General features: G+C 30.0%; 22 protein-coding genes. 15 read left to right on the top strand and 7 right to left on the bottom strand.

Annotation, left to right across the window (positions count from 1 at the left end; genetic code table 11):
* The first annotated feature begins 37 nt into the window (after window positions 1-37).
* Window positions 38-1282: an aminotransferase class I/II-fold pyridoxal phosphate-dependent enzyme gene (locus ACFQ5N_RS01380; protein WP_386807100.1), complete on the top strand. Its 1245-nt coding sequence runs from the start codon at window positions 38-40 to the stop codon at window positions 1280-1282.
* A gap of 78 nt (window positions 1283-1360) precedes the next feature.
* On the opposite strand, the gene ACFQ5N_RS01375 is transcribed toward ACFQ5N_RS01380, so the two are convergent.
* Window positions 1361-2050 carry a Crp/Fnr family transcriptional regulator gene (locus ACFQ5N_RS01375; RefSeq protein WP_386807099.1) on the bottom strand — a complete coding sequence of 230 codons (690 nt, stop codon included), beginning with the start codon at window positions 2048-2050 and terminating at the stop codon, window positions 1361-1363.
* 112 nt (window positions 2051-2162) lie between these two features.
* Here ACFQ5N_RS01375 and ACFQ5N_RS01370 point away from each other — a divergent pair, with 112 nt between their 5' ends.
* The 10 genes from ACFQ5N_RS01370 to ppk2 (ACFQ5N_RS01325) all read left to right on the top strand — a co-directional run bounded on the left by ACFQ5N_RS01370 (window position 2163) and on the right by ppk2 (ACFQ5N_RS01325) (window position 12353).
* Window positions 2163-4535 (top strand): heavy metal translocating P-type ATPase, encoded by a 2373-nt coding sequence (locus ACFQ5N_RS01370; protein ID WP_386807097.1) that lies wholly within the window; start codon window positions 2163-2165, stop codon window positions 4533-4535.
* A gap of 115 nt (window positions 4536-4650) precedes the next feature.
* Window positions 4651-4839 (top strand): cbb3-type cytochrome oxidase assembly protein CcoS, encoded by a 189-nt coding sequence (ccoS, locus tag ACFQ5N_RS01365; protein ID WP_386807095.1) that lies wholly within the window; start codon window positions 4651-4653, stop codon window positions 4837-4839.
* Window positions 4840-4867: 28 nt separating this feature from the next.
* Window positions 4868-7036, top strand: coding sequence for a cytochrome-c oxidase, cbb3-type subunit I (gene ccoN, locus ACFQ5N_RS01360; protein ID WP_386807093.1), 2169 nt, complete (start codon window positions 4868-4870; stop codon window positions 7034-7036).
* A gap of 6 nt (window positions 7037-7042) precedes the next feature.
* Entirely contained in the window at window positions 7043-7240 is a 198-nt protein-coding gene (locus tag ACFQ5N_RS01355) for a CcoQ/FixQ family Cbb3-type cytochrome c oxidase assembly chaperone (RefSeq protein ID WP_386807091.1), read from the top strand.
* Window positions 7233-7880 (top strand): cbb3-type cytochrome c oxidase N-terminal domain-containing protein, encoded by a 648-nt coding sequence (locus ACFQ5N_RS01350; protein WP_386807090.1) that lies wholly within the window; start codon window positions 7233-7235, stop codon window positions 7878-7880. The genes ACFQ5N_RS01355 and ACFQ5N_RS01350 overlap by 8 nt, the downstream gene beginning before the upstream one ends.
* A gap of 172 nt (window positions 7881-8052) precedes the next feature.
* The gene (gene ccoG / locus ACFQ5N_RS01345; protein ID WP_386807089.1) at window positions 8053-9468 is read left to right on the top strand and encodes a cytochrome c oxidase accessory protein CcoG; all 1416 of its coding nucleotides are present in this window, start codon (window positions 8053-8055) and stop codon (window positions 9466-9468) included.
* A gap of 54 nt (window positions 9469-9522) precedes the next feature.
* On the top strand, window positions 9523-9975 hold the full coding sequence (locus ACFQ5N_RS01340; RefSeq protein ID WP_386807087.1) for a FixH family protein: 453 nt from the start codon (window positions 9523-9525) through the stop codon (window positions 9973-9975).
* A 1-nt stretch (window position 9976) separates the two neighbouring features.
* Complete coding sequence (locus ACFQ5N_RS01335) at window positions 9977-10699, top strand: sulfite exporter TauE/SafE family protein (protein ID WP_386807085.1); 723 nt, start codon at window positions 9977-9979, stop codon at window positions 10697-10699.
* Window positions 10699-11556: a polyphosphate kinase 2 gene (ppk2, locus tag ACFQ5N_RS01330; protein WP_386807083.1), complete on the top strand. Its 858-nt coding sequence runs from the start codon at window positions 10699-10701 to the stop codon at window positions 11554-11556. The genes ACFQ5N_RS01335 and ppk2 (ACFQ5N_RS01330) overlap by 1 nt, the downstream gene beginning before the upstream one ends.
* 2 nt (window positions 11557-11558) lie before the next feature.
* Window positions 11559-12353: a polyphosphate kinase 2 gene (ppk2, locus tag ACFQ5N_RS01325; protein WP_386807081.1), complete on the top strand. Its 795-nt coding sequence runs from the start codon at window positions 11559-11561 to the stop codon at window positions 12351-12353.
* A 56-nt stretch (window positions 12354-12409) separates the two neighbouring features.
* On the opposite strand, the gene ACFQ5N_RS01320 is transcribed toward ppk2 (ACFQ5N_RS01325), so the two are convergent.
* From ACFQ5N_RS01320 to ACFQ5N_RS01300, 5 genes are all read right to left on the bottom strand, one after another.
* Entirely contained in the window at window positions 12410-13024 is a 615-nt protein-coding gene (locus ACFQ5N_RS01320; protein ID WP_386807079.1) for a fumarylacetoacetate hydrolase family protein, read from the bottom strand.
* A 136-nt stretch (window positions 13025-13160) separates the two neighbouring features.
* Window positions 13161-16499, bottom strand: a complete 3339-nt coding sequence (secA, locus tag ACFQ5N_RS01315; protein ID WP_386807077.1) for a preprotein translocase subunit SecA — start codon at window positions 16497-16499, stop codon at window positions 13161-13163.
* A gap of 167 nt (window positions 16500-16666) precedes the next feature.
* Window positions 16667-16888 carry a DUF2795 domain-containing protein gene (locus tag ACFQ5N_RS01310; protein WP_089381154.1) on the bottom strand — a complete coding sequence of 74 codons (222 nt, stop codon included), beginning with the start codon at window positions 16886-16888 and terminating at the stop codon, window positions 16667-16669.
* 90 nt (window positions 16889-16978) lie between these two features.
* The gene (locus ACFQ5N_RS01305) at window positions 16979-17554 is read right to left on the bottom strand and encodes a cob(I)yrinic acid a,c-diamide adenosyltransferase (protein WP_386807074.1); all 576 of its coding nucleotides are present in this window, start codon (window positions 17552-17554) and stop codon (window positions 16979-16981) included.
* A 54-nt stretch (window positions 17555-17608) separates the two neighbouring features.
* On the bottom strand, window positions 17609-18385 hold the full coding sequence (locus ACFQ5N_RS01300; protein ID WP_386807072.1) for an O-methyltransferase: 777 nt from the start codon (window positions 18383-18385) through the stop codon (window positions 17609-17611).
* 86 nt (window positions 18386-18471) lie between these two features.
* Here ACFQ5N_RS01300 and ACFQ5N_RS01295 point away from each other — a divergent pair, with 86 nt between their 5' ends.
* Both ACFQ5N_RS01295 and ACFQ5N_RS01290 read left to right on the top strand, forming a co-directional pair.
* Window positions 18472-19248 (top strand): polysaccharide biosynthesis/export family protein, encoded by a 777-nt coding sequence (locus tag ACFQ5N_RS01295; protein WP_386807070.1) that lies wholly within the window; start codon window positions 18472-18474, stop codon window positions 19246-19248.
* Window positions 19249-19254: 6 nt separating this feature from the next.
* The gene (locus tag ACFQ5N_RS01290; protein WP_386807068.1) at window positions 19255-21690 is read left to right on the top strand and encodes a polysaccharide biosynthesis tyrosine autokinase; all 2436 of its coding nucleotides are present in this window, start codon (window positions 19255-19257) and stop codon (window positions 21688-21690) included.
* A gap of 7 nt (window positions 21691-21697) precedes the next feature.
* On the opposite strand, the gene hutI is transcribed toward ACFQ5N_RS01290, so the two are convergent.
* Window positions 21698-22933, bottom strand: coding sequence for an imidazolonepropionase (hutI, locus tag ACFQ5N_RS01285; RefSeq protein WP_386807066.1), 1236 nt, complete (start codon window positions 22931-22933; stop codon window positions 21698-21700).
* A 155-nt stretch (window positions 22934-23088) separates the two neighbouring features.
* On the opposite strand from hutI, the gene pta reads away from it, so the two are divergent.
* The gene (pta, locus tag ACFQ5N_RS01280; RefSeq protein WP_386807064.1) at window positions 23089-25182 is read left to right on the top strand and encodes a phosphate acetyltransferase; all 2094 of its coding nucleotides are present in this window, start codon (window positions 23089-23091) and stop codon (window positions 25180-25182) included.
* Window positions 25182-26369 (top strand): acetate/propionate family kinase, encoded by a 1188-nt coding sequence (locus ACFQ5N_RS01275; protein WP_386807062.1) that lies wholly within the window; start codon window positions 25182-25184, stop codon window positions 26367-26369. The genes pta and ACFQ5N_RS01275 overlap by 1 nt, the downstream gene beginning before the upstream one ends.
* Window positions 26370-26410: the final 41 nt, after the last annotated feature.

Here is a 26410-nt window from a genome sequence, read left to right as displayed (position 1 = left end):
GTGTATTTTATGATACTTATGTTAAATATTTATATCAATGAAAGATTTATTTGAAAGAATAGTAAAAGATAAAGGTCCATTAGGTAAATGGGCAAAACAAGCGGAAGGATATTATGTGTTTCCTAAGTTAGAAGGGGAAATATCTAACAGAATGACGTTTAATGGTAAAAAAGTTATTACTTGGAGTATTAACGATTATTTAGGTTTAGCAAATCATCCAGATGTTAGAAAAGCTGATGCTGAAGCTGCAGCTGAATATGGAATGGCTTACCCAATGGGTGCTAGAATGATGTCTGGTCACACAAAATATCATGAACAATTAGAGAAAGAGTGTGCTGAGTTTGTAGATAAAGAGGCGGCGTATTTAGTGAATTTTGGTTATCAAGGTATGGTTTCTGCTATTGATGCTTTAGTTAGTAAAAATGACGTGATTGTTTATGACATTGATTCACACGCTTGTATTATTGATGGAGTAAGATTACATCACGGTAAAAGATTTACTTACCAACATAATGATATTGAAAGTCTTGAAAAGAATTTACAAAGAGCAACTAAAATTGCAGAAGATAACAATGGAGGTATTTTAGTAATATCTGAAGGTGTTTTTGGAATGCGAGGTCAACAAGGTAAATTAAAAGAAATTGTTGGTTTAAAAGACAAATATAACTTTAGATTATTAGTTGATGATGCTCATGGTTTTGGTACTTTAGGAGAAGGTGGTAGAGGTGCAGGTTTTGAACAAGGTGTTCAAGATGGTATTGATGTGTACTTTGCTACATTTGCAAAGTCTATGGCTAGTATTGGAGCCTTTTTTGCTGCTGATAAAGATATAATTCAATATTTACAGTACAATATGCGTTCTCAAATGTTTGCAAAATCTTTACCAATGACATTGGTGAAAGGTGCTTTAAAACGTTTGGATATGTTAAGAACAATGCCAGAGTTAAAAGAAAAACTTTGGGAGAATGTAAATGCACTTCAAAACGGATTAAAAGAAAACGGATTTAATATTGGTCAAACAAATACTTGCGTAACACCTGTATTTTTAGAAGGTGATATTCCTGAAGCTATGGCTATGGTGAATGATTTACGTGAAAACTATGGTATATTTTGTTCAATTGTTGTGTATCCAGTAATTCCAAAAGGATTAATTATTTTAAGATTAATTCCTACTGCTACTCATAATTTAGAAGATGTAAGAATTACTATAGAATCTTTCTCAGCAATTCGCGAGAAATTAGAAAAAGGAATTTATAGACGTATTGCAGCTTCTATGGTGTAATTGTTTAAAATAATAGTACTAAAAAAGCCTTTTAGAATTTAATTCTAAAAGGCTTTTTTTTATGATTTTTATGAAAGATTAATATCCTTCAGAAATATTTTTAAGTGCGCTTTTGCTTAAAATTTTAATTTTTTTACCAATTAAATCAATTACTCCATCTTTCTTTAAATTTGAAAGTAATCGAATGGCAGATTCTGTAGCTGTACCAATAGTATTGGCAATTTCTTCTCTTGTTAATACCACATCAATGCAACCTTCACTGTCAACACCAAAAATTTCATCTAAATGAATCAAAGTTTCAGCTAATCTATCTTTTACCGGTTTTTGAGCCATTTGAGAGATAGATGTATTTGCTTCATTTAATTGTTGCGATATATTTCTCATTAAATTTAGCGAGAAATTATTATTTTCTTTAATTGTATCAAGTATATCTCCTTTAGGAATAAAGCATACGTGCATATCTTCCAACGCAATAGCATTTAAACCAACTAGCTCTTCACTTAAAATAGAACGATGACCTAAAATATCACCACCTTTAACAAATTTTATAATTTGCTCTTTTCCATTTGTGTTAAGCTTGGTTAATTTTCCTTTTCCATCTTTTATACAATACAATCCATTTATAGAGTTTCCTTCGGTCATTAAATTTTCACCTTTTTTTATAACCAGTGAAGTTTTATGTCCAGAGAATTTCTCTAACTCATCATTTGTTAGTGTTTTTAGCGCGTTAAATCGCTTAATGATGCATTGTCTGCATTTTGAAGGCATATAAATTGTGTAGTTTTAGTAGAACAATGGCACAAATGTAATAAAAATAATGATATTTATCATACCTATAACCGATTAATTGAATAGATTTGTTGTTGAAATTTTAGATTTAATGAGTAAGACAAATTGTTTTCATTGCGGGTTAGATTGTGGGAATAAACCAATTGTTTTTGACAACAAAAATTTTTGTTGCAATGGTTGTAAAACAGTTTATGAAATACTGAATGCAAGTGAATTAAGTTGTTATTATGATTTTGAGGCAACGCCAGGAACAATTCCTTCAGAAATTAAAGGAAAATATAATTATTTAGAAAATGAAGAGATTGTTGAGAAATTATTGGAATTTAATGATGGAGAAACATCAGTTGTTGAGTTTTATATTCCAAGTATTCATTGTAGTTCCTGTATTTGGGTGCTCGAAAATTTAAGTAAATTAAATGATGGTGTAACCACATCAATGGTAAATTTTCCAAAGAAAATTTTACGTGTTACCTTTAAAAATAAAAGAACAACTATAAAACAAATAGTTGAACTTATTACTTCAATAGGTTATGAACCTTATATTAGTTTAGAAGACGCTGATTCAAAAAGTAAAAAGGTTGATAAAACATTAATTTACGAAGTCTCTATTGCGGCATTTTGTTTTGGAAACATTATGTTACTCTCTTTCCCTGAATATTTTCAAGTGGATGGGTTTTGGTTAGAAAAATACAAATACTTATTTAGGTATTTAATGTTTACAATGTCTGTTCCAGTGGTTTTATATTCGGCAAAAAGTTATTTTATATCGGCTTATAAAGGTATAAAGCACCAAGTTTTGAATATTGATGTGCCAATTGCAATAGGAATTACCGTACTTTTTGTAAGAAGCTCAATTGAAATATTTTTAGATATTGGAAGTGGTTTTTTTGACAGTTTAACTGGGTTGGTTTTCTTTTTACTATTAGGAAAGTTTTTTCAACAGAAAACATATAATTTTTTATCGTTTGAAAGAGATTATAAATCGTATTTTCCAATTGCAGTTACAAAAATTATTGAAGGTTTAGAAAAAAGCATTCCGGTAAAGGATATTGAAAAAGGAGATCGTTTATTAATTAGAAATGAAGAGTTGATCCCTGTTGATGGAATTTTAATAAATGGAACTGCTGAAATTGATTATAGTTTTGTAACTGGTGAATCTGTTCCCGTTACAAAACAATCTGGTGATAAGTTGTTTGCAGGTGGAAAACAAACTGCAGGAGCTATTGAGATGGAAGTAATTAATACGATGTCTCAGAGTTATTTAACTCAGCTTTGGAGTAATGATGTATTTAGTAAAACCAATGAAATTACTTTAAAAAACATAACAGATACGATAAGTAAATATTTTACCATTGCAATTTTAACCATTGCTTTTTTTGCAGGTATATTTTGGTATGTTTATGATGCTTCTATGGCTTTTAATGTGGTTACAGCTGTGTTAATAATCGCTTGTCCATGCGCGTTAGCTTTGTCTGCTCCATTTGCTATTGGAAATATGTTGCGAATTTTTGGGTATAAAAAATTCTACTTAAAGAATGCGGAAACAATTGAGAATATTTCTAAAATTAGTACTATTATTTTTGATAAAACAGGTACAATTACGTCTAGTGATAAAACACAAATTACGTTTTTAGGAGATAATGAATTAAGTATTGAAGAGTTAAGAATTATTAAAACTGTACTAAGAGCATCTAACCACCCTTTAAGCAGATCATTATATAATTTTATATCAGAAGATCCTTTTGATGAAAAACCTGAAGCTTTTGAAGAAGTTTTAGGAAAAGGAATTCAGGCAACAATAAACGGATATTCAGTTAAATTAGGTTCAGCCAGTTTTATAGGTTTAAATGCTGAGAGATTTAATGAAACAAGTATTAATATACGTATAAATAACTATTTAAAAGGAAGTTTTATATTCAAAAATAGTTATAGAGAAGGCATGAAAAATGTGTTTGAATCATTAGCTAAAACATATAAACTGGTAATTTTATCTGGTGATAATGACGGTGAAAAAATTCATTTAGAAAAAATATTACCAAAGAATACTCAATTTGAATTCAATCAAAAACCTAATGATAAATTAGAATTTATTAAAAAGAAACAAGAAATAGGAGAAAAGGTAATGATGATTGGTGATGGTTTAAATGATGCTGGTGCACTTGCGCAAAGTAACGTAGGTATTGCTATTTCTGAAGATGTAAATGTATTTTCACCTGCTTGTGATGCTATTTTAGACGCCAATTTATTTAGTAAATTACCTGAGTTTTTGCGTCTTTCAATTCAAACAATAGGTGTTATAAAAGCAAGCTTTGTGGTTTCTTTTTGTTATAATATTATTGGAATGTATTTTGCTTTAACTGGTCAATTAACTCCAGTTGTAGCTGCTATTTTAATGCCGTTAAGTTCAATATCTATTGTAATATTTGTAACAGTACTAACAAATTGGATTACTAAAAAGCTCTAAATTAGTTGATAAATGAGTGTAATTTTTGTTGTTTTTTAAATGTGATAATTATCATATTTTTTTAACAAATAAAAATTATATTTGTCTTAACTAACTATAGAACTATTAATTAAATATGGAAGTAGTCTACATAACAATAGGCGTAAGTATTATTGTTGCCGTATTTTTTTTCATTGCATTTATCAAATCCGTAAAGGCCGGGCAGTATGATGATACATATACGCCATCTGTTCGTATGCTTTTTGATGATGAATTAGTTACTACAGATAGCAAAACAGAGAACAAACAACAATCAATTAAATAATAATTAACAATTAATTAATCAAACAAGTATGGAAAAAGAACAGTTTTATTATGATAATAAAATCGTAAAAATGTTTCTTTGGGCTACAATTCTATGGGGAGTTGTAGGTATGTTAGTAGGGCTATTAGTAGCGCTACTTTTTGTTTTCCCAGGATTATTAGAATTTGCAGGAGCAGATAACGCTATTTCATGGTTAAGTTTCGGGCGTTTACGTCCATTACATACCAATGCGGTAATTTTTGCCTTTGTAGGTAATGGAATTTTCCTAGGAATTTATTATTCAACCCAAAGATTATTAAAAGCTAGAATGTTTAATGATGTTTTAAGTAGAATTCATTTTTGGGGATGGCAAGCTATTATTGTAGCTGCAGCTATTACATTGCCGTTAGGGTTAAGTTCATCAAAAGAATATGCTGAATTAGAATGGCCTATTGATTTAGCTGTTGTATTTATTTGGGTTATATTCGGAATCAATCTTATTGGTACTATTTTAAAAAGAAGACAAAGACATATTTACGTTGCAATTTGGTTTTATATAGCAACTTTAATAACCATTGCAGTGTTATATATCTTCAATAACCTTGAAATGCCAATTACAGCTTTTAAAAGTTATTCTGTATACTCCGGAGTACAAGATGCTTTAGTTCAGTGGTGGTATGGTCATAATGCGGTAGCGTTTTTCTTAACAACTCCAGTATTAGGTTTAATGTATTATTTTGTTCCTAAAGTAGCGAATAGACCTGTATATTCTTATAGACTTTCTATTATTCACTTCTGGACATTAATTTTCTTATACATTTGGGCTGGTCCTCACCATTTATTATATACGGCATTACCAGAATGGGCTCAAAACTTAGGAACAGTTTTCTCTGTTATGTTAATTTTCCCATCTTGGGGTGGTATGATCAACGGATTATTAACGCTTCGTGGAGCGTGGGATAAAGTTCGTGAAAACCCAGTATTAAAATTCTTTGTAGTTGCAATTACAGGTTATGGTATGGCAACTTTTGAAGGTCCAATGTTATCATTTAAAAATTTAAATGCAATTGGTCACTACACTGACTGGATTGTTGGTCACGTTCATATTGGAGCATTAGCTTGGAACGGATTTATGATTGCAGGTATTGTTTACTGGTTAGCTGAAAAATTATGGAAAACACCTTTATATTCTAAAAAATTAGCCAATACACATTTTTGGTTGGGAACTTTAGGTATCTTATTTTATGCAATTCCATTATATGTTGCTGGTTTTACTCAAGCCTTTTTATGGAAACAATTTAATCCAGATGGAACATTGGTGTATGGTAACTTTTTAGAAACTGTTACACAGGTAATTCCAATGTATGCAATGCGTGCAATTGGAGGAACTTTATATTTAACAGGTTTTGTGTTATTAGCAATTAACATTATTAAAACTGCTAAAGCAGGTTCAGTTGTTGAAGACGAGTTAGCTGAAGCAGCACCATTGAAAAAAATTAGTGGAAAAAGAATTGCTGGTGAAGGATTCCATACTTGGTTAGAGAGAAAAACGGTATTGTTTACTATTTTAACTACAGTAGCTATTTTAATTGGTGGTTTGGTTGAAATTGTACCATTAATTTTAGTAAAATCAAATATACCTACAATTGAGAGTGTAAAACCATACACTCCTTTAGAATTAGAAGGTAGAGATATTTACATTAGAGAAGGTTGTAACAACTGTCACTCTCAAATGATTCGTCCTTTCCGTTCAGAGGTTGAGCGTTACGGTGAATACTCAAAAGCAGGTGAATTTGTGTATGATTTCCCATTCCTTTGGGGATCTCGTAGAACAGGTCCAGATGTGCATAGAGTTGGTGGAAAATATAATGATAACTGGCACTTTAATCATATGATGGATCCAAGATCTACATCTCCAGGTTCAATTATGCCTCGTTATTCTTGGTTAATTAAAAACGACTTAAATGCTTCAAATATTGAAGATAAAATGAGTGGTTTAGTAACTTTAGGTGTTCCTTATTCAGATGAAGATATTGCTGGAGCAAAACAACAATTATTAGTTCAGGCTAAAGAAATTGAAAGCAATTTAAGACAAGATCCTGAATTTGTGAAAAATTACGGTTCTAGTAATATTCAAAATAAAGAAATTGTTGCATTAATATCATATTTACAACGATTGGGAACTGATATTAAGGCTGGTAGAACAGCACTAAAATAATTTAGGATGCTAAAATTTATTAAACATAATCTTGAAGGTATTGATGGAGTTGAAATTTACCCAATAATTTCACTAGTATTATTCTTTACGGTATTTATAACAATGATTGTATTTGTTTATAAACTACCAAAAAGAAGTATTGATGAAGTGAGCCAAATACCTTTAGATAACGAAACTAATATTAAAGAAATTAACCATGAGTAAAAGTTCAGAAAATTTATCGGGTTGGAAAAAGTTCATGAAATCCATGACAAAAGCCCACGAGTTAGGAACAGAAGAAGATATAATGTTAGACCATGATTATGATGGTATAAAAGAATTAGATAATGTATTGCCACCTTGGTGGTTGTATGGATTTTACATTACAATTGCAATTAGTATTTTTTATTATACGCAAGTTTTTTATAATTCAGAAAAATATAGTCAGTCTGAAGAATATGCTGCTGAGGTTGCACAAGGAAAAGCCGATGTTGAAGCGTATAAAGCTGCAAACCCTCAATTATTTGACGATTCAAATATTGTTGCGTTAACTGATGCTGAAAGTATTGCAAAAGGGAAAGAATTGTTTACTTCAAAAACTTGTTTTGCGTGTCATTTAAATGATTTAGGAGGAAGCATTGGACCAAATTTAACTGATAACAAATGGATTTTAGGAGGAGATGTAAAAAGCTTATTCAATACAATTTCTAAAGGAGGTAGACCAGGTAAAGGTATGATTGCTTGGGAATCTACAATTTCTAGAGAAGAACGTATTCAATTAGCGAGTTATATTATTTCTATGCAAGGAACAACTCCTGCAACTCCAAAAGCTCCTGAAGGTGATATTATTTGGCCTGAAGAGTAAAAAATTGATTCACAAAAGTGAGCTAATTTTATAATTAGTAAAAAAAGGAATGGCGAGTTAGTTTTATTAAATTAATTCTCGGTATTCCTTTTTTTTGTGACATAAGTATCTAAAGTAGTCAAATAATCATGATAAATTTGGCAATCATAATTTTAAGAGTTTGAAATTAAATATGGAAAAAGATCAAAAAGAAGTATTTAGAGATTCTATCGCAACAATTGATGAATCTGGAAAAAGAAATTTTATTTTCCCTAAAAAACCAAAAGGAGATTTATATAAATATAGAACTTACGTAAGTTGGGTTTTATTGGCTTTTTTATTAGCTGCCCCTTTTATTAAAGTAAAAGGGAACCAGTTTCTATTGTTTAACGTGATAGAGCGTAAATTTCATATTTTTGGTTTTCCTTTTTGGCCACAAGATTTTCATTTATTGGTAATTTCAATGCTTGTAAGTGTTGTTTTTGTAATATTATTTACAGTTGTTTTTGGAAGGATTTTTTGTGGTTGGATGTGTCCACAAACCATTTTTATGGAAATGGTTTTTAGAAAAGTAGAATACTTAATTGAAGGAGACAGATCAAAACAAATTAAATTAGAAAAACAAGAATGGAATGCTGAAAAAATTAGAAAACGCGTGTTAAAATGGTTTGTGTTTTTTATCATCTCATTTGTTATTTCAAATGTGTTTTTAGCTTATATAATTGGTTCTGACGAAGTACTTTCTTACATTACACAAGGTCCAATGGCTAATATTGGTACACTTTTAAAATTATTAATTTTTACTGCCGTTTTCTATTTTGTATTTGCTTGGTTTAGAGAGCAAGTTTGTATTATAGTTTGTCCTTACGGAAGACTTCAAGGTGTGTTGTTAGACAATAAATCTATAAATGTAGCTTATGATTTTGTAAGAGGAGAAGGAGAGAATGGTCGTAAAAAATTACGAAAAGATGAAGACAGAGATAATCTTGGTATAGGTGATTGTATTGATTGTAAGCAATGTATACAAGTGTGTCCTACAGGAATTGACATTAGAAATGGAACTCAATTAGAGTGTATTAATTGTACAGCTTGTATTGATGCTTGTAATGAAATTATGGATAAATCAGGTTTTGAAAGAGGCTTGATTCGTTATGCTTCAGAAGATGATATTGAGAAAAAAGAAAAAATAAAATTAAATGCACGTTTAATTGCTTACTCTGCAATTTTAACCATTTTAATAGGTGTGTTAGTTACAATGTTATTTTTACGTACTGATGTTGAGGCAACCATACTTAGATTACCAGGACAAACTTTTCAATCAACTGAAAACGCTATTAGAAATGTGTATACTGTAAAGTTTATTAATAAAACTACTGAAGATATTAACAATGTTTCAATCAAGTTAATTTCTCACGAAGGAGAAGTTCAAATGGTTGGAGGCCAGGTTAGTATAGAAAAACAAGGTTTAAAAGAAGGAACTTTATTTATAGATATTGATAAAAAAGATTTAAATTCGTCAAAAGAAAAATTAAAAATTGGGATTTATTCAGGAGATAAGTTAATAGAAACTACATCTACCAATTTTATGGGTCCTTTAATTATAAAATAATTTGTAAAAAGTGATACTTTTTACATTCGTATTAACGTTAATAAAATAAAACATATGAAATTCAAAATAAGTTGGCCAACAGGTATTATTATTGCAATTGCTTCATTTGTTATTTTTATTCTTTCTTTTGTGTATAAAGTAACTTTTTTACCAGAATATGATCATCATTTAGTTTCTGATGATTATTATATGGAAGAGTTAAACTATCAACAAGAAATTGATAAACAAAATAAAGGAATTGATTTAGAAGAAAATGTAACACTTACAAAAGTAGATAAAGGTTTATTAATTTCTTTTCCTTCAGAATTTGATTATTCTAAAATTTCTGGAAATATTGATTTTTTACGCTTGTCTAATGATAAAATAGATTTTTCAACACCAATTAAATTATCATCAAATGATTTGTTAATTGAAGATAAAAATTTAGTGGAAGGAAGATGGGATGTTAAAATAGAATGGACAGTAAATGATGTTACTTATTTGTTAAAAGAAAAAATTAACTACTAATATGCTTTGGACAGCATTGCTATTAGGTTTAGCAGGGAGTTTCCACTGCATTGGTATGTGTGGTCCAATTGCGTTTGTTTTACCGGTAGATAGAACAACAAAATCTAAACTGTTTTTTCAAATATTTTTATACCATTTTGGCCGGTTGTTGAGTTATTCAATTATTGGTTTATTATTTGGTTTTATAGGTAAAGGACTATACTTCGCTGGTTTTCAGCAACGTTTATCTATTTTAATGGGGATAATTATGATTGCTTTGGTAATTATTCCAGTTTCCATATTTAATAAGTTCAATTTTTCAAAACCTTTGTACCAATTAATTGGTAAGGTGAAGCAAAAGTTAGGACTTTATTTAAATAAAAAATCTAACAAAGCAATTTTTTCAATTGGTTTTTTCAATGGCTTTTTACCTTGCGGTTTAGTGTATATGGCGCTAATAGGTTCTATATCAACAGGAAATGCACCCGAAGGTGCGTTGTATATGTTTTTATTTGGTTTAGGTACAATTCCTTTAATGACAGCAGCAGTTTTATTAGGGAATTTTGTAAATTTATCTATTCGAACAAAAATTCAGAAAGTAATTCCTGTTTTTGTGGTTATTATTGGATTATTGTTTATTTTGCGTGGACTAGGATTAGGAATTCCTTACATTTCCCCTTCAGATGCAAAATTGCAAATTTCTAATAATCCAGCAGATTGTGTAACTATTGAAAAGAATGAATAATGCCAGATACGCCAAAATTAACACTTGAAGATTTTCAAACAGCAACTACAAATAAAGAGTTATTAGATATTATTGCTAAAAAAAACATTTCTATAGATAAGGTTGAAAAGAAATTGTTTTACGAAGATCAATTACAAAAACTTCAAATAGAATTGGTAAAATTGCAGCGTTGGGTTGTAAAAAATAATAAACGTGTTGCCATTATTTTTGAAGGTCGTGATGCTGCCGGTAAAGGAGGAAACATAAGACGATTTACAGAACATTTAAACCCAAGAGCAATGCGAGTAGTTGCGCTAACTAAGCCAACTGAAATTGAGCGTGGTCAATGGTATTTTAGACGTTATGTAAAAGAATTACCAAATGCAGGAGAAATTGTTTTTTTTGATAGAAGTTGGTATAACAGAGCTGTTGTTGAACCTGTAATGGGATTTTGTAATGAAGACCAGTATCAAAAATTTATGGTACAGGTTTCAGAATTTGAACATATGCTGTATGAAGACGGCTTGGTGTTAATTAAGTTTTGGTTTTCAATTTCAAAAGAAGAACAATTAGAAAGATTCAACTCAAGAATTGCAACACCTTTAAAACGTTGGAAATTTAGTCCGGTTGATAGAAAAGGGCAGGAGCTATGGGATAAATACCACCATTATAAAGAGCAAATGTTTAGTAAAACCCATACAAGTTACAGTCCTTGGGTAACCGTACAGGCCAACGACAAAAAAATTGCGCGTTTAGAAAGTATTCGTTACGTTTTATCGCAATTTAATTATGAAGGTAAAGAAAAAGCCTTAACTACGGTATTGCCAGATCCTAATATAATTACAAGATATTTTCGTTCATCTAAACAAATTGATTAATTATGGAAGAGCAATTTAAATTAACACAAGAGGACGTTGATATTTTAAATACCAATAAAGGAATAAAAGCAATTCTATCTAAAGAACCTTACAATTTAGAAAGAGCTTTAAGGTATGTAAAGTATGAAAAGAAATTAAAAAAACTTCAAATAGAATTAATAAGGCTTCAATCTTGGGCAATTGAAAAGAATGAGCGAATAATAATTATTTTTGAAGGTAGAGATGCAGCCGGAAAAGGTGGTGCAATTCGTCGTGCTACTGAAAGAATGAATCCACGTCATTTGCGAATTGTGGCCTTACCTAAACCATCACAAGATGAAAAAACACAATGGTATTTTCAAAGGTATGTTAATCAATTTCCTAAAGCAGGTGAAATTGTTTTTTTTGATAGAAGTTGGTATAATAGGGCGGTAGTTGAACCTGTTAATGGGTTTTGTACACCTGAAGAATATGAGATTTTTATGGAACAAGTAAATGATTTTGAGCGAATGATTACCGCATCAGGTATTCGCTTGGTAAAAATTTACATGTCTATTTCAAAAAAGGAACAAGCCAAACGTTTTGAAGATATTAAAAATAACCCACTAAAACAATGGAAAATGACTGAGGTTGATGAAAGAGCTCAGGAGTTGTGGGATGTGTATACAGAGTATAAAAAGAAAATGTTTCAAAATACAAAAAAAGGAACTTTACTACCTTGGAAAATAATTAGAGCAAATAGAAAAACGTATGCTAGAATAGCTTCTATTAGTCATATTCTAAAAAGTATTCCTTACGATAAAAACAAAAAAATATAAAACAAAAAACCAGCTAAATTGTAGCTGGTTTTTTTGTTTTTATAGGTTGTAAATGTTTAAATCATTTTAAAATCTAACAATAATTCACCTTCAATAGAAGCTTGTAAATGATCGCCTTTAAAAATTTGACCTGCGCCAACTGCAGGCGTTCCTGTGAAAATTAAATCATTTGGCTCTAATGTCATATATTTTGATACAAATGCAATTATTTCAGCAAAGTTATAAATCATTAAACTAGTATTCCCCGTTTGTTTATTTTCATTATTAATTGATAAATCAAAATTAATATCATTTAAATCGGTAAAATTAGTTACTGGTTTAAAAGATGAAATTGGTGCTGCTCCATCAAAACCTTTAGCTAGTTCCCAAGGTCCTTTGGTAGCTCGTACGTCATTTAAAACATCTTTTGCGGTATAATCAATTCCAACTCCAATTTCTGAAATATATGATGCTGCATTGTTTTCATCAATATTTTTTCCTTTTTTTCCAATTTTAATAACCAATTCAACTTCATATAATAAGTTTGTTGTAAACGAAGGGTATTCAACATTCTCGTTGTTGAACACTAAACTTGAAGTTGGTTTTGAAAAAATAAGTTGTTTCCCTGTTTTTAGGTCTTTAATTTGATCTTGACTAGTTACATAGTTTTTACCAATGGCTAATATTTTCATTTTATTAAAGTATTTGGTTAAGTTTAATTGTATTTTTTATGAAGTTATAAAAGTAGTAATTATAGAATTGATTCTTCAAAAAAAAGCTGTCTGAAATACAATTTTTTCAGACAGCTTTTAGTTATTTTTTTTGATATTAATCTTCAACCAATACCCATTCACCTTTTTGAATTAATGGTATGGCTTGTTTGTATTTAAGAGATTTATTTTCACCACTCATAACGTTTTTAATAGTCACTTTTTCGTTTCTACCAATTTTACGTTCTGTTCTAACAATAGTTTCAACCACTTGCTGTTCTTGTGTTTGATTTGTTTGAGTTTCTTCAGTTGGGCTTTTAAAATCAGCTTTACTAAGTTGTACTTTTTCTCTTTTTTGCTCTCTAGCTTGTGATACTTGATTTGCATCTTGCGATGGTAATTCACCTTTAAATAAAAATGATAATACATCTTTATTTACTTTGTCAAGCATACCATTAAACAATTCAAAAGATTCAAATTTGTAAATTAATAGTGGATCTTTTTGTTCGTAGGTTGCATTTTGAACTGATTGTTTCAATTCATCCATTTGACGTAAATGATCTTTCCATGTATCGTCAATAATAGCTAAAGTAATATTTTTCTCAAAGTCTTTTACCAATTCTTTACCTTCAGATTCGTATGCTTCTTTAAGATTTGTAACTACTTTTAGTTCTTTAGTTCCATCTGTAAATGGAACAACAATACGTTCATATTTATCACCTTGATTTTCATAAACATCTTTAATAACCGGATATGCCATTTTAGCACTTCGCTCTAACTTTTCTTTATAATGTTTGTAAACAATATCAAAAAGCTCATCGGTTAATTCTTGTTCAGATTTTGATTTAAATTCTTCTTCAGAAAAAGGAGAACTAGTTCCAGAGAATAAAATTAATTCGAATTCAAAATTTTGATAATCGCTAGTTCCTTTGTTTTCACGAACTAATAAATTACAAGTGTCATATACCATGTTTACAATATCAACTTGTAAGCGTTCACCGTACAAGGCGTGTCTACGACGTTTGTAAACAACTTCACGCTGAGAATTCATAACATCATCATACTCTAATAATCGTTTACGAACTCCAAAGTTATTTTCTTCAACTTTACGTTGTGCACGTTCAATAGATTTAGAAATCATAGAATGTTGAATAACTTCACCTTCTTCTAAGCCCATTCTATCCATCATTTTGGCAATTCGTTCTGAACCAAATAAGCGCATTAAGTTGTCTTCTAAAGAAACATAGAATTGAGATGAACCTGGATCTCCTTGACGTCCAGCACGACCACGTAATTGGCGGTCTACACGTCTAGAGTCATGACGTTCAGTACCAATAATTGCTAAACCACCTGCTGCTTTTACTTCGTCAGATAATTTAATATCTGTACCACGACCAGCCATATTTGTTGCAATAGTTACAACACCTGGTTGCCCTGCTTGCGCTACAATATCAGCTTCTTTTTTATGTAGTTTTGCATTTAAAACGTTGTGGCTTATTTTTCTAATAGAAAGCATTCTTCCTAATAATTCAGAAATTTCTACAGATGTAGTACCAACTAATACTGGTCTACCTGCATTTACAAGTTTTTCAACTTCATCAATAACCGAATTGTATTTTTCACGTTTTGTTTTAAAAACTAAATCGTCTTTATCTTTTCTTTTTAAAGGAACATTTGTTGGAATTTCAATAACATCTAATTTGTAGATGTCCCAAAATTCTCCAGCTTCAGTAATCGCAGTACCCGTCATACCTGAAAGTTTACGGTACATTCTAAAGTAATTTTGAAGTGTTACAGTAGCATAAGTTTGGGTAGCATCTTCAATTTTTACATTTTCTTTTGCTTCAATTGCTTGGTGTAAACCATCAGAATATCTACGGCCATCCATAATACGACCCGTTTGTTCATCAACAATTTTAATTTTATCTTCCATTATTACATACTCAACATCCTTTTCAAATAGGGTGTATGCTTTTAATAGTTGATTCATTGTGTGAATACGTTCACTTTTTATGCTAAAATCTTTGTATAATTCTTCTTTTTTAGCAGTTGCTTCTTCAACACTTAAATTGTCGTTTTCAATTTTACCAAGTGCAGTACTTAAATCTGGTAAAATAAAGAATTGCTCGTCACCATCACTTCCTGATAAAAATGAAATTCCTTTATCAGTTAATTCAATTGAATTGTTTTTTTCATCAATCACAAAATACAAAGCCTCATCAATTTTTGGCATTTCGCGATTGTTATCTTGCATATAGTAATTTTCTGTTTTTTGTAGAAGTTGTTTTATTCCTTCTTGACTTAAAAACTTAATTAAAGCTTTACTTTTTGGTAATCCTCTAAATACGCGTAGTAATAAAAATCCACCTTCTTTGGTATCACCTTCGTTTATTAATTTTTTAGCTTCAACCAATACACCTGTTAAGTAATTACGTTGAGTTGAAACAATTTTATCTACACTAGGTTTTAATTCATTAAATTCATGACGTCCTGCATTTGCTGTTGCTCCAGAAATAATTAAAGGAGTACGAGCATCATCAATAAGCACAGAATCTACCTCATCTACAATTGCGTAATTGTGTGGGCGTTGTACCAAATCATTTGGTGAATGCGCCATATTATCACGCAAGTAATCAAATCCAAATTCATTGTTTGTTCCGTAAGTAATATCAGAGTTGTACGCTTTTCTTCTAGCGTCAGAGTTTGGTTGGTGATGGTCTACGCAGTCTACACTTAATCCGTGGAATTCAAAGATTGGCCCCATCCAAGCTGCATCACGTTTTGCTAAATAGTCGTTCACTGTTACAACGTGTACACCTTTTCCTGTTAAAGCATTTAAATAAACTGGCAATGTTGAAACCAATGTTTTACCTTCACCAGTCATCATCTCAGCAATTTTACCTTGGTGTAATACAGATCCACCAATTAACTGCACATCATAGTGAATCATATCCCAGGTTACTTCTTTACCTTGAGCATCCCAAGTATTTGCCCAAATAGCTTTTTCATTATCTAAAGTAATATTTGATTTTGTTGCTGAAAGTTCTCTATCAAACGGAGTTGCAGTAACAACAATTTCAGTATTTAATGTAAAGCGTTTTGCCGTTTCTTTTACTACAGCAAAAGCTTCTGGCATAATTTCTTTCAAAACTACTTCAGAAGCTTCATATGTTTTATTCTCTAAAGTATCAATTTCAGCATAAATTTCTTCTTTTCTATCTACATTTGCTTCAAGTGCTTCTTCTTTTAAAAGATTAATTTGTGAGGTAAATGTGCTTGTAGCGTCCTTTATTTTTTGTTTAAATTCAACTGTTTTTAACCTCAATTCATCATTACTAAGCGCTGTCATTTCTTTTTCAAAAGCATTTGTTTGCTCAACTATTGGCTGTAATAATTTTAAATCTTTTTTGTATTTGTCTCCAACAAATACTTTTAGAATGGAATTTATGATACTCATAATTTTGTTGTCCTATTTTTAGTATTTACACTTTGCGAAAGTGTAAATTAATATGTTAATTTTATTGTAAGCGAATTTAAAATAAATAGTTCAAATTCTATTTGATTTTTTTGTTTAATAAGCAAAAAAAAAGCCTCTTTAGAGACTTTTTATTTTTTTCTGTTTCCTTAATATTCATCTTCATTCCAAAGATAATCTTCTTCAGAAGGGTAATCAGGCCAAATTTCAAGGATTGTTTCAAAATTTTCTTCCGCATCCTCAATTTCTTGAAGATTCTCCACAACTTCTAAAGGCGCTCCTGTTCTTATTGCATAATCAATCAACTCATCTTTTGTTGCCGGCCAAGGTGCATCTGCTAAATAAGATGCCAATTCTAACGTCCAATACATACTTTTGTATTATTAATAATTTGTGCAAAAATAATTTTTTTAGTCATAAAAGCAAGTAAAATTTGCTTTTTTTTCAAAATAAAAAAGAACTTATTTTTTTTTCTCAGGAACCCAAGGAATTTCCTGTGATTTAGTATCAAGTGTCAATTTTCGTGCCAATACAAATAGATAATCTGAAAGTCTATTTAAATAAATTAATATTTGGGGATTTATTGTGCTTTCATCGCTTAATTGTGTTGTAATTCTTTCGGCTCTACGACAAATACATCTTGCAATGTGACAATATGACACTGTTGTATGTCCGCCAGGTAAAATAAAATTTGTCATTGGAGGTAGCACCTCGTTCATAACATCTATTTCATTTTCTAATAGTTCAATTTTATCACTATTTGTTTTTTCAATATTTAAGCGTTCCTTACCACTTTTTAATAATTCTTTTTCGGGCGGAGTTGCAAGCATTGCTCCTAATGTAAATAATTCGGTTTGTATTTGAAGAAGTATTTTAGAAGTATGGGTGTCTATTTGTTGATCTCTCACTAAGCCAATGTAAGCGTTTAACTCATCAATAGTACCGTAAGCTTCAATTCTTAAATGGTATTTTGGAACTCTTGTACCTCCAAATAATGAAGTTTTTCCTGTGTCTCCTGTTTTAGTGTATATTTTCATAACACAAATGTAAAAATATAATGGGAAAAGAAATGTAAATTCTAAATTGAATTATTAGCATCTTATTCTAAAATCTTGCTTTTTTAATTCTTTTCTAAAAAATACAAATCCCCAAAAAAAAGTGTCAATTGTCACAGTAACTTTTGGATGTTTTTTTATTTCACACCAAGCTTCATTCATTTCTTTTGACCAGTTAATATCATCAAAAATAAAAACAGAATCGTTGTGAATAGCTTGTAAACATTCTTCAAAATAATTTAGAGTTGGTTCTTTTTGATGATTTCCATCAAAATAAATAAAATCGAATTGTTTATTTTTTATGCAAGAAGAAAGTGTGTCTTTAAAATTACCTGTTACTAGTTGAATGTTTTGTAGTTGATATTTATGAAAAAGATCTTGTGCTATTTTTGCAGTATTTGGGCAACCTTCTAAACTTGTAATTTTTGAAGAAGGGTTTGCAATGCTTAATGTTGAAGTACCTAAACCTACCGAAGTTCCTATTTCTAACATGTTTGAAAAATTAAAATAAGAAACAAATCTTATAAGAAGTAGCCCTTTTTTTTGATTGATACCAGCAATTTTAGCAATATCAGTAACTTTTCGTTTATTATTTTTAAAAACTTTTGATCCTTTGCCAAAATCCGTAACCGTAATTACTTTATTGTTTTTATAAAGAGTACTTCTAATTTTTTTAAACGATGTAATTTTTGAAGGATTCGTTTTTTTATAAAAACATTTGGTAACCAAATTAAACACAAAAGGTGAGTGTACCCCGTGTTGATTGGTTGATTTTATTAAAAATGTTAGATATGATTTTATTTTAAACCACATATAAGTTTATATTTACTGCGAAAATAGTTCAAAAATTATTTTAATAGGCTATTTAAAATTATATTTGCTATACCCACATTATTTTTATGAAGAAATTATTTTTATACGTTTTTGTTTTAAGTTTTTTATCATCGTGTATTTCATCTAAAAAACTAACTTATTTTCAAGGTGAACCTGCTGAAAAATCTGACCTTTATAGATTAAATAATGAGCCATACAGGTTACAAGTAAATGATGTTTTATATATTGATATTAAAGCTGAAAATCCTGAAATTGTAGCATTATTTAAAAATAGTGAAAGTTCTACAACTACTGAAGGAGGAGAAGGATTGTATTTTACAGGATATACGGTAGATAGACATGGGAATATTCGTATTCCGTACATTGGTGATTTAAATGTTTTAGGATATACTGAAAAAGAAGTGCGTGAAAAAATTGAGCAAGAGTTATCAAAATATGTGAAAAAAGTTGAGAGTTTATTTGTTACTGTAAAATTAGCAGGTATTAATTTTGTAATTTCAGGTGAAGTTGGTTCGCCAGGAACTATTAATTTAGCTCAAAACCAAGTATCAATAGTTGATGCTATTGCAAGTGCAGGTGATATTACAACATATGGAGATAGAGAAAACGTAGTAGTGGTTAGAAAAACATTAGACGGAGTTCAAAAATTTAAAATTAACTTGTTAGAAATTGATGTTTTTGAATCTGAAAATTTTTATGTAAAACCTAATGATGTTATTTACGTTGCACCTTTAAAGCAGAAAACTTGGGGATTTGGAGCTACAGGTCTTCAAACATTTACAACACTTGTAACGGTTTTCTCATTTATTACAACAACTATTTTATTGATTCAAACTTTTTAGCATTGCATGGAAAATCAATTTAAATTTATGCAAAACCCGAAAGAGCATATTTCGGATATTAAAGATTACATATTTAGGGTTTTGGCTAATTGGAGATGGTTTTTATTATCAATTATCATTGCCTTTGGAATTGCATATTATTATAATATTTCTGCACCAAGACTGTATGGATTATCTTCTACTATCGCAGTTAAAGAAAAAACAAATCCGTTATTTTCAACAGGTACTAACATTGCTTTTAATTGGGGAGGTGTAAGTGATAAAGTTGAATCTATTAGAAAAGCCTTAACCTCAAGGTCTCACAATGAGAAAGTAGTAAAAAAATTAAACTTTTATATTGATTATTTAGAAGAAGGACGTTTTAGAAAAGAAGATGTATACGGAAAAACTCCGTTTGAACTTATTTTACAACCTAATCAATATCAATTATTAAATACGCTTATAAAAATTGATTTTATAGATGATAAAAGTTTTAATTTAACAATTGATTTTGGCGAAAATGCGTCGGTTGATTTAATTAATTATAAAGACGAATCAAGGAAAAAATTACCGGTAAGTGAATCACAATTTTCTCAAGTTTTTTTGGTTGATGAGTACATTAATTTACCGTTTTTAAAAGGGCAAATTTTAAAGGTTGAATCTGTTACTCCAATTGCAGGAAGTTCTTATTTTGTTCAATTAAACTCAATAAGTCAAGTTACAGGGAAATATCAAAATGTTAGAGCTAAAGGTTTATCTGGAACATCATTAATTCAATTATCGTTAACAGGAACAAATAAAAATAGAATTGTTGATTATTTAAATACGACTATTGAAGTTTTAGCTGAAGATGAATTAGCACAAAAAACAAATTATGCTAGAAGTACTAAAGCTTTTATAGATGCTCAGTTTAAAAATACTTCAGACAGTTTAAAATTGATTGAGTATAATATTGGAAAGTTTAAAAAAGAGAATTCAATTTATGATTTATCAGCGCAAGGAGGTTTAATTTTTGATCAAACTACTGGTTTAGATGAAATGAGTAAACAGCTGAAAGATAGGATTGTATATTTTGAAAACTTAGAAGAATATATTGAGTCACATTCAAATTACGCTAAAATTCCAGCACCTGCAATTATAAATATTGAAGATGCTTCTATTGCTACAATGATGGGAGAATTAACACGTTTGTCTATCAAAAAAAATCAATTAGCAACAGAAGTTACAGCCAATCACCCTTCATTAAAATTAATAAATGCAGAAATTGAAACAGCACGCAGTGTATTGTTAGAAAATTTATCTTCGTTAAAAAACACTACTATTATTAGTTTAAATAATAGTAAAAAACGACTGAATAGTTATAATTATGAATTGGATAAATTGCCTAATAAAGAGCAAAAATTACTAAATTTTGAGCGTAAATATTCTTTAACTGAATCTAATTTTGTGTTTTTAATGCAAAAAAGATATGAAGCTGATATTGCAATTGCTGCAAGTGTTTCAGATATTACAGTGTTAGATTCAGCAAAAGATACAGGGCAAGGTGCAATTTTACCTCGTTTGCAGTTTAATTATATGATTGCTTTATTGTTAGGTATAATTTTGCCATTGTTTGTAATTGTTGCAATTGAAATATTAGATAGTAAAATTCATACTGTTGAAGAAATTGAACGAATTTCACCTATTCCAATTTTAGGAGTTGTGGGGCAAAGTACTGCAGAAAATAATTTAGCGGTGTATTTAAAGCCTAAATCTTCAGTAGCCGAATCTATACGGGCATTGCGTTCAAATATTCAATTTCTGTTTCATAGAGACTCAAAAAATAAGTCTAAAACAATTTTGGTTTCTTCATCAATTAGTGGAGAAGGAAAAACATTTGTTTCTATAAACATGGCTTCGGTATTTGCAATGGGAGGCAAAAAAACCATTCTTGTAGGGTTAGATTTAAGAAAGCCTAAAATTGTACAAGATTTTGATATTACAAATGATATTGGAGTGGTAAATTATTTAATAGGTGAAGCAAATATTGATGAAATTATTCAAAAATCTAAAATTCCAAATTTAGATGTTATTCCTTCTGGGCCTATACCACCAAACCCTTCTGAATTATTAATTAGTCAAGATACTGATGAGCTTATTAATAAATTAAAATTAGAATATGACTATATAATTTTAGATACGCCTCCAATTGGTTTGGTTAGTGATGCTATTGAACTTGTAAAATATGCTGATGCCACAATTTATGTAGTTAGACAAAATTATTCAGAAAAAGGAATGCTAAAATTAATTAATGAAAAGCATTTTAAAGAAGAAATTAAAAACGTGAGTATTGTTTTGAATGATTTTAGAGTAAAAGCTAAATACGGTTATGGATATGGCTATGGTTACGGCTATGGAAAATATTCCAATGCATATCATGAAAATGAAAAACAATCATGGTACAAAAAATGGTTCAAAAAATAAAAAAATCTTAAATAGGTTTACCTTCAATATAAACACTTTCAATTTGATGATTTCCAAATGAGTAAGGAATAAATTCAAAACTAGGAATTTGTTTTGTAACTATAAAGTTAGCTTTTTTTCCTTTGCAAATACTGCCAAGTGATGTTTCTAAATTCATAGCATAAGCACCGTTTATTGTTGCGGCATTAATAGCTTCTTCTGGTGTCATTTTCATTTTAATACAAGCAGTAGAGACTACAAAATTCATATTGCCAGAAGGCGTAGAACCCGGATTGTAATCAGAGGCTAATGCAAGTGGTAATCCTGCATCAATCATTTCCCTAGCAGGTGTGTACGGAATCCCTAAAAAATATGAACAAGAAGGCAAAGCAACAGGCATTGTTTGGGTGTTTTTTAAACTTTCAATGTCTTTAATTCTCATTTCTTCAAGGTGATCAACAGAAAGAGCTTTAAATTTCACGCCAGATTGTACGCCGCCAATTGCATGAAATTGATTTACATGAATTTTAGGTTTCAACCCATATTTTTTTGCAGCAGCTAATAAAAGCTCAGTATCTTCAACAGAAAAATATCCCTTTTCACAAAAAACATCTACAAATTCAGCTAAATTTTCTTCAGCAACAGCAGGAAGTATTTCTTGTATAACCATATTTAAATACCCTTTTTTATCATTTTTGTAAGCCAAAGGCAATGCATGTGCAGCTAAAAATGTTGCTTTGATAGTTATTGGGTAATTTTTGTTTAATTTTTTTATTACGCGAAGCATTTTAACTTCAGCCTCTTTGGTAAGTCCGTAACCCGATTTAATTTCAACAGCACCAGTTCCTAATTGCATAATTTCTTCTAAGCGTTGCGCAGATTGTTGATAGAGTTCTTCTTCTGAAATTTGTTGTAGTTTTTTAGCAGAGTTTAAAATACCACCACCTCTTTCTGCTATTTCTTTATAAGTTAAGCCGTGAATTCTATCTGTAAATTCTTGTACTCTATTTCCTGCAAATACTATGTGAGTATGGCTATCACACCACGTAGGTAAAACTATTTGGCCTTCAAGGTTGATACAATGGTCAGGCTTTTGTGGTGGAAGATTTGTCATTTCACCAAAATCAATAATAGTAGCATCCTCAATTAATAAATAAGCATTCTTAATTGTTGGAAGTTGTTTCATAGCTTTTCCAACTACCATTTTTTTTGGCGAATTTTCAACTTGAATAAGCTCTTTTATATGTGTAAATAGTGTAATCATACTTTTAAAATAGAGAATCAAAGGTACCTATATTTTACAACATATTTATTTTCAAAATTATTTTAAAAAAAGTTGACAAATGTCAATAAAAAATAAGGGTTAAAATTGGTTAACCAATTTAATATGGGTTATATTTGCGTAAAAATTATATTATAATGAATAAAGCAATATATATTGCAACAAGTGAAGCTAATAGCGGTAAATCAATTGTTGCATTAGGGTTAATGAGTATGTTACTTGGTAAAACTGCTAAAGTAGGATATTTTAGGCCAATAATAGACGATGTGGAAAAAGGAAAAAATGATAACCACATTAATACTATTATTTCTCATTTTCAATTAGATATTGAACCTCAAGAAGCATTTGGATTTACTAGAAAACAGTTTATTAGTAAGCGTAATAAAGGAAAAGAAGGGGAAATTTTTGATACCATTATTGATAAATACAAGGCCTTAGAAGAAAAGAACGATTTTGTACTTGTTGAAGGTACTGATTTTTCTGGAGAAGGAAGCGCTATTGAATTAGATGCGAATATTGAAATTGCTAAGAATTTAGGAATTCCAGCAATTATTGTGTCAAGCGGAGTAGGTAAAACTTTAAATGATTTTGCTGAAGGTTTAAACTTAGCATATGATTCATTTAAAGAAAAAGAAGTTGAAGTTATTGCTGTAATTGCAAATAAAGTTAAAGAAGAAAACATTGGTGCTGCCCAAGATGCTTTAAAAGAAATTTTACCTTCAGATGTTTATGTTGGAGTAATTCCATTAATCAAATCATTAAAAAATCCTTCTGTAAAAGAAATAGCAACGGCTATAGATGCTGAAATTTTATTTGGAGAAGAACACATAAATAATGAAACAGATAGTTTTACGGTTGGAGCAATGCAATTAAGAAATTATTTAACTCATTTAAAAAAGGATAATTTAATTATTACACCAGGTGATAGAGCAGATATTATTTTAGGAGCCCTACAAGCTCATATTTCTTCAAATTATCCATCACTTGCAGGTATTGTTTTAACTGGAGGAATTAAACCAGAGGAACCTATTGTAAAATTAATAGAAGGTTTATCTCAAGTAATTCCGGTTTTATCTGTAAAAGAGGGAACTTTTGGTACTGCTAATAAAATTGGATCGGTACGTTCTCATATGTATGCTGATAATATCAAGAAAATTAATACTTCATTACATACATTTGAAAAGTATGTTGAATTAGATAAATTGACTGAAAAATTAGTGACATTTAAAAATGATGGAATTACTCCAAGAATGTTCCAATATAATTTAGTGAAACGTGCAAAAGAAGTACGTAAACATATTGTGTTGCCAGAAGGTTCTGATGATAGAATTATAATAGCAGCTGCAAGGTTAATAGAAGCAAATATAGTTGACTTAACAGTTTTAGGAGATGCTGATAAAATTTCTGCAACAATTACTCGTTTAGGATTAAATGTTGATATTGAAAAATTAAATGTAATTAATCCTGTAGAGTCTGAATATTACCAAGATTTTGCACAAACTTTATTTGAAATTAGACAAAAGAAAGGAATGACCATTGATATTGCAATGGATAAAATGGCTGATGTTTCTTATTTTGGAACAATGATGGTGCAAAAAGGATTGGCAGACGGAATGGTTTCAGGAGCTGCACATACAACAGGTCACACTATTTTACCAGCATTACAGTTTGTAAAAACAAAACCAGGAGTATCAGTAGTATCTTCTGTATTCTTTATGTGTTTAGAAGATAGAGTATCTGTATTTGGAGATTGTGCAATTAACCCAAATCCAAATTCAGAACAATTAGCAGAAATTGCAATTTCTTCGGCAGATTCAAGTATTAACTTTGGAATAGATCCAAAAATTGCAATGTTATCTTATTCTTCAGGTTCTTCAGGAAAAGGAGAAGATGTTGATGTTGTAAGAAAAGCAACAGAAATTGTAAAAGAAAAACGTCCAGATTTAAAAATAGAAGGACCTATTCAATACGATGCAGCTGTAGATGCTAGAGTTGGGAAAAGTAAATTACCAGACTCTGAAGTTGCAGGACAAGCAAACGTATTAATTTTCCCTGACTTAAATACAGGAAACAACACATACAAAGCAGTACAACGTGAAACAGGAGCATTGGCAATTGGACCAATGTTACAAGGTTTAAACAAGCCGGTAAACGACCTTAGTAGAGGTTGTACTATTGACGATATATATAACACAGTAATTTTAACAGCAATACAAGCACAAGGAGAATAATGAAAGTATTAGTAATTAATTCAGGAAGTTCATCAATTAAATATCAATTATTTGACATGCCATCTGCAACAGTAATTTGTTCAGGATTGGTAGAGAGAATTGGATTAGCAAACCCAGAAATTCACTACAAATCAGACAGTCAAGATATTGATGAAATTTGTGAAATTCCAAACCATCAAAATGGTTTAGAGAGAATCGTAAAGTTTTTATTAGATGAAAAAGTAGGAGTAATAAAATCTACTTCTGAAATAGATGCAGTTGGACATAGAGTAGTACACGGAGGATCAACTTTTTCAAACACTGTTGTGATTGATGGTAAAGTAAAAGATAAAGTAAAAGAATTATTTCCTTTAGCTCCTTTACACAATCCAGCAAATTATGAAGGAATAGTAGTTGCAGAAAAAATGTTCCCTGATGCAAAACAAATTGCTGTATTTGACACCGCTTTTCACCAAACAATGCCAGAGAAAGCATACAAATATGCAATTCCAAATAAATTATGTAACGTAAATAAAATACGTAGATATGGTTTTCATGGAACAAGTCATAAATATGTAACTGAAAAGGCAATTGAATATTTAGGAGCTGAAAATTCAAAAAAAATTATCACTATTCATTTAGGTAATGGTTGTAGTATGGCAGCTGTTGAAAATGGAAAAAGTGTTGATACTTCTCTAGGTTTTGGACCAAATGAAGGTTTAATTATGGGAAGTAGAAGTGGAGATGTTGATCAAGCAATTATATTTCATTTAGTAAAAAACTTAGATTACAGTATTGATGAGGTGAGTCATATGTTAGATCGCGATAGTGGTATGACAGGATTAACTGGTTACAGTGATTTAAGAGATATTGAATCATTAGCTGAAGAAGGAAATAAAGACTGCCAGTTAGCCTTAGATATGAGTGCTTATAGAATTAAACAATATATTGGTAAATATGTTGCTAGTTTAAATGGAGTGGATGCAATTGTATTTACTGCAGGTATTGGTGAGAATTCTATTTTAGCTAGAAAAAATGTGTGTGTAGACATGGATTTCTTCGGAATTGAATTAGATCAAGATAAAAACAATTCAAGACCAAAAGAATTAACTGAAATTCAATCAGCTAATTCAAAAGTGAAAATTTTAGTAATTCCTACAAATGAAGAGTTGGAAATTGCAAAGCAATCTTTTGAATTAATTAAATAATTACTTTAATAAGTAAGTATAAAAAAAGCGTTAAAATAAAT

Source organism: Lutibacter holmesii (assembly GCF_042679665.1).
Classification (GTDB): domain Bacteria; phylum Bacteroidota; class Bacteroidia; order Flavobacteriales; family Flavobacteriaceae; genus Lutibacter; species Lutibacter holmesii.
Note: the sequence above shows the minus strand (reverse complement) of the source record. Positions and strands in the feature narration are given on the sequence as shown.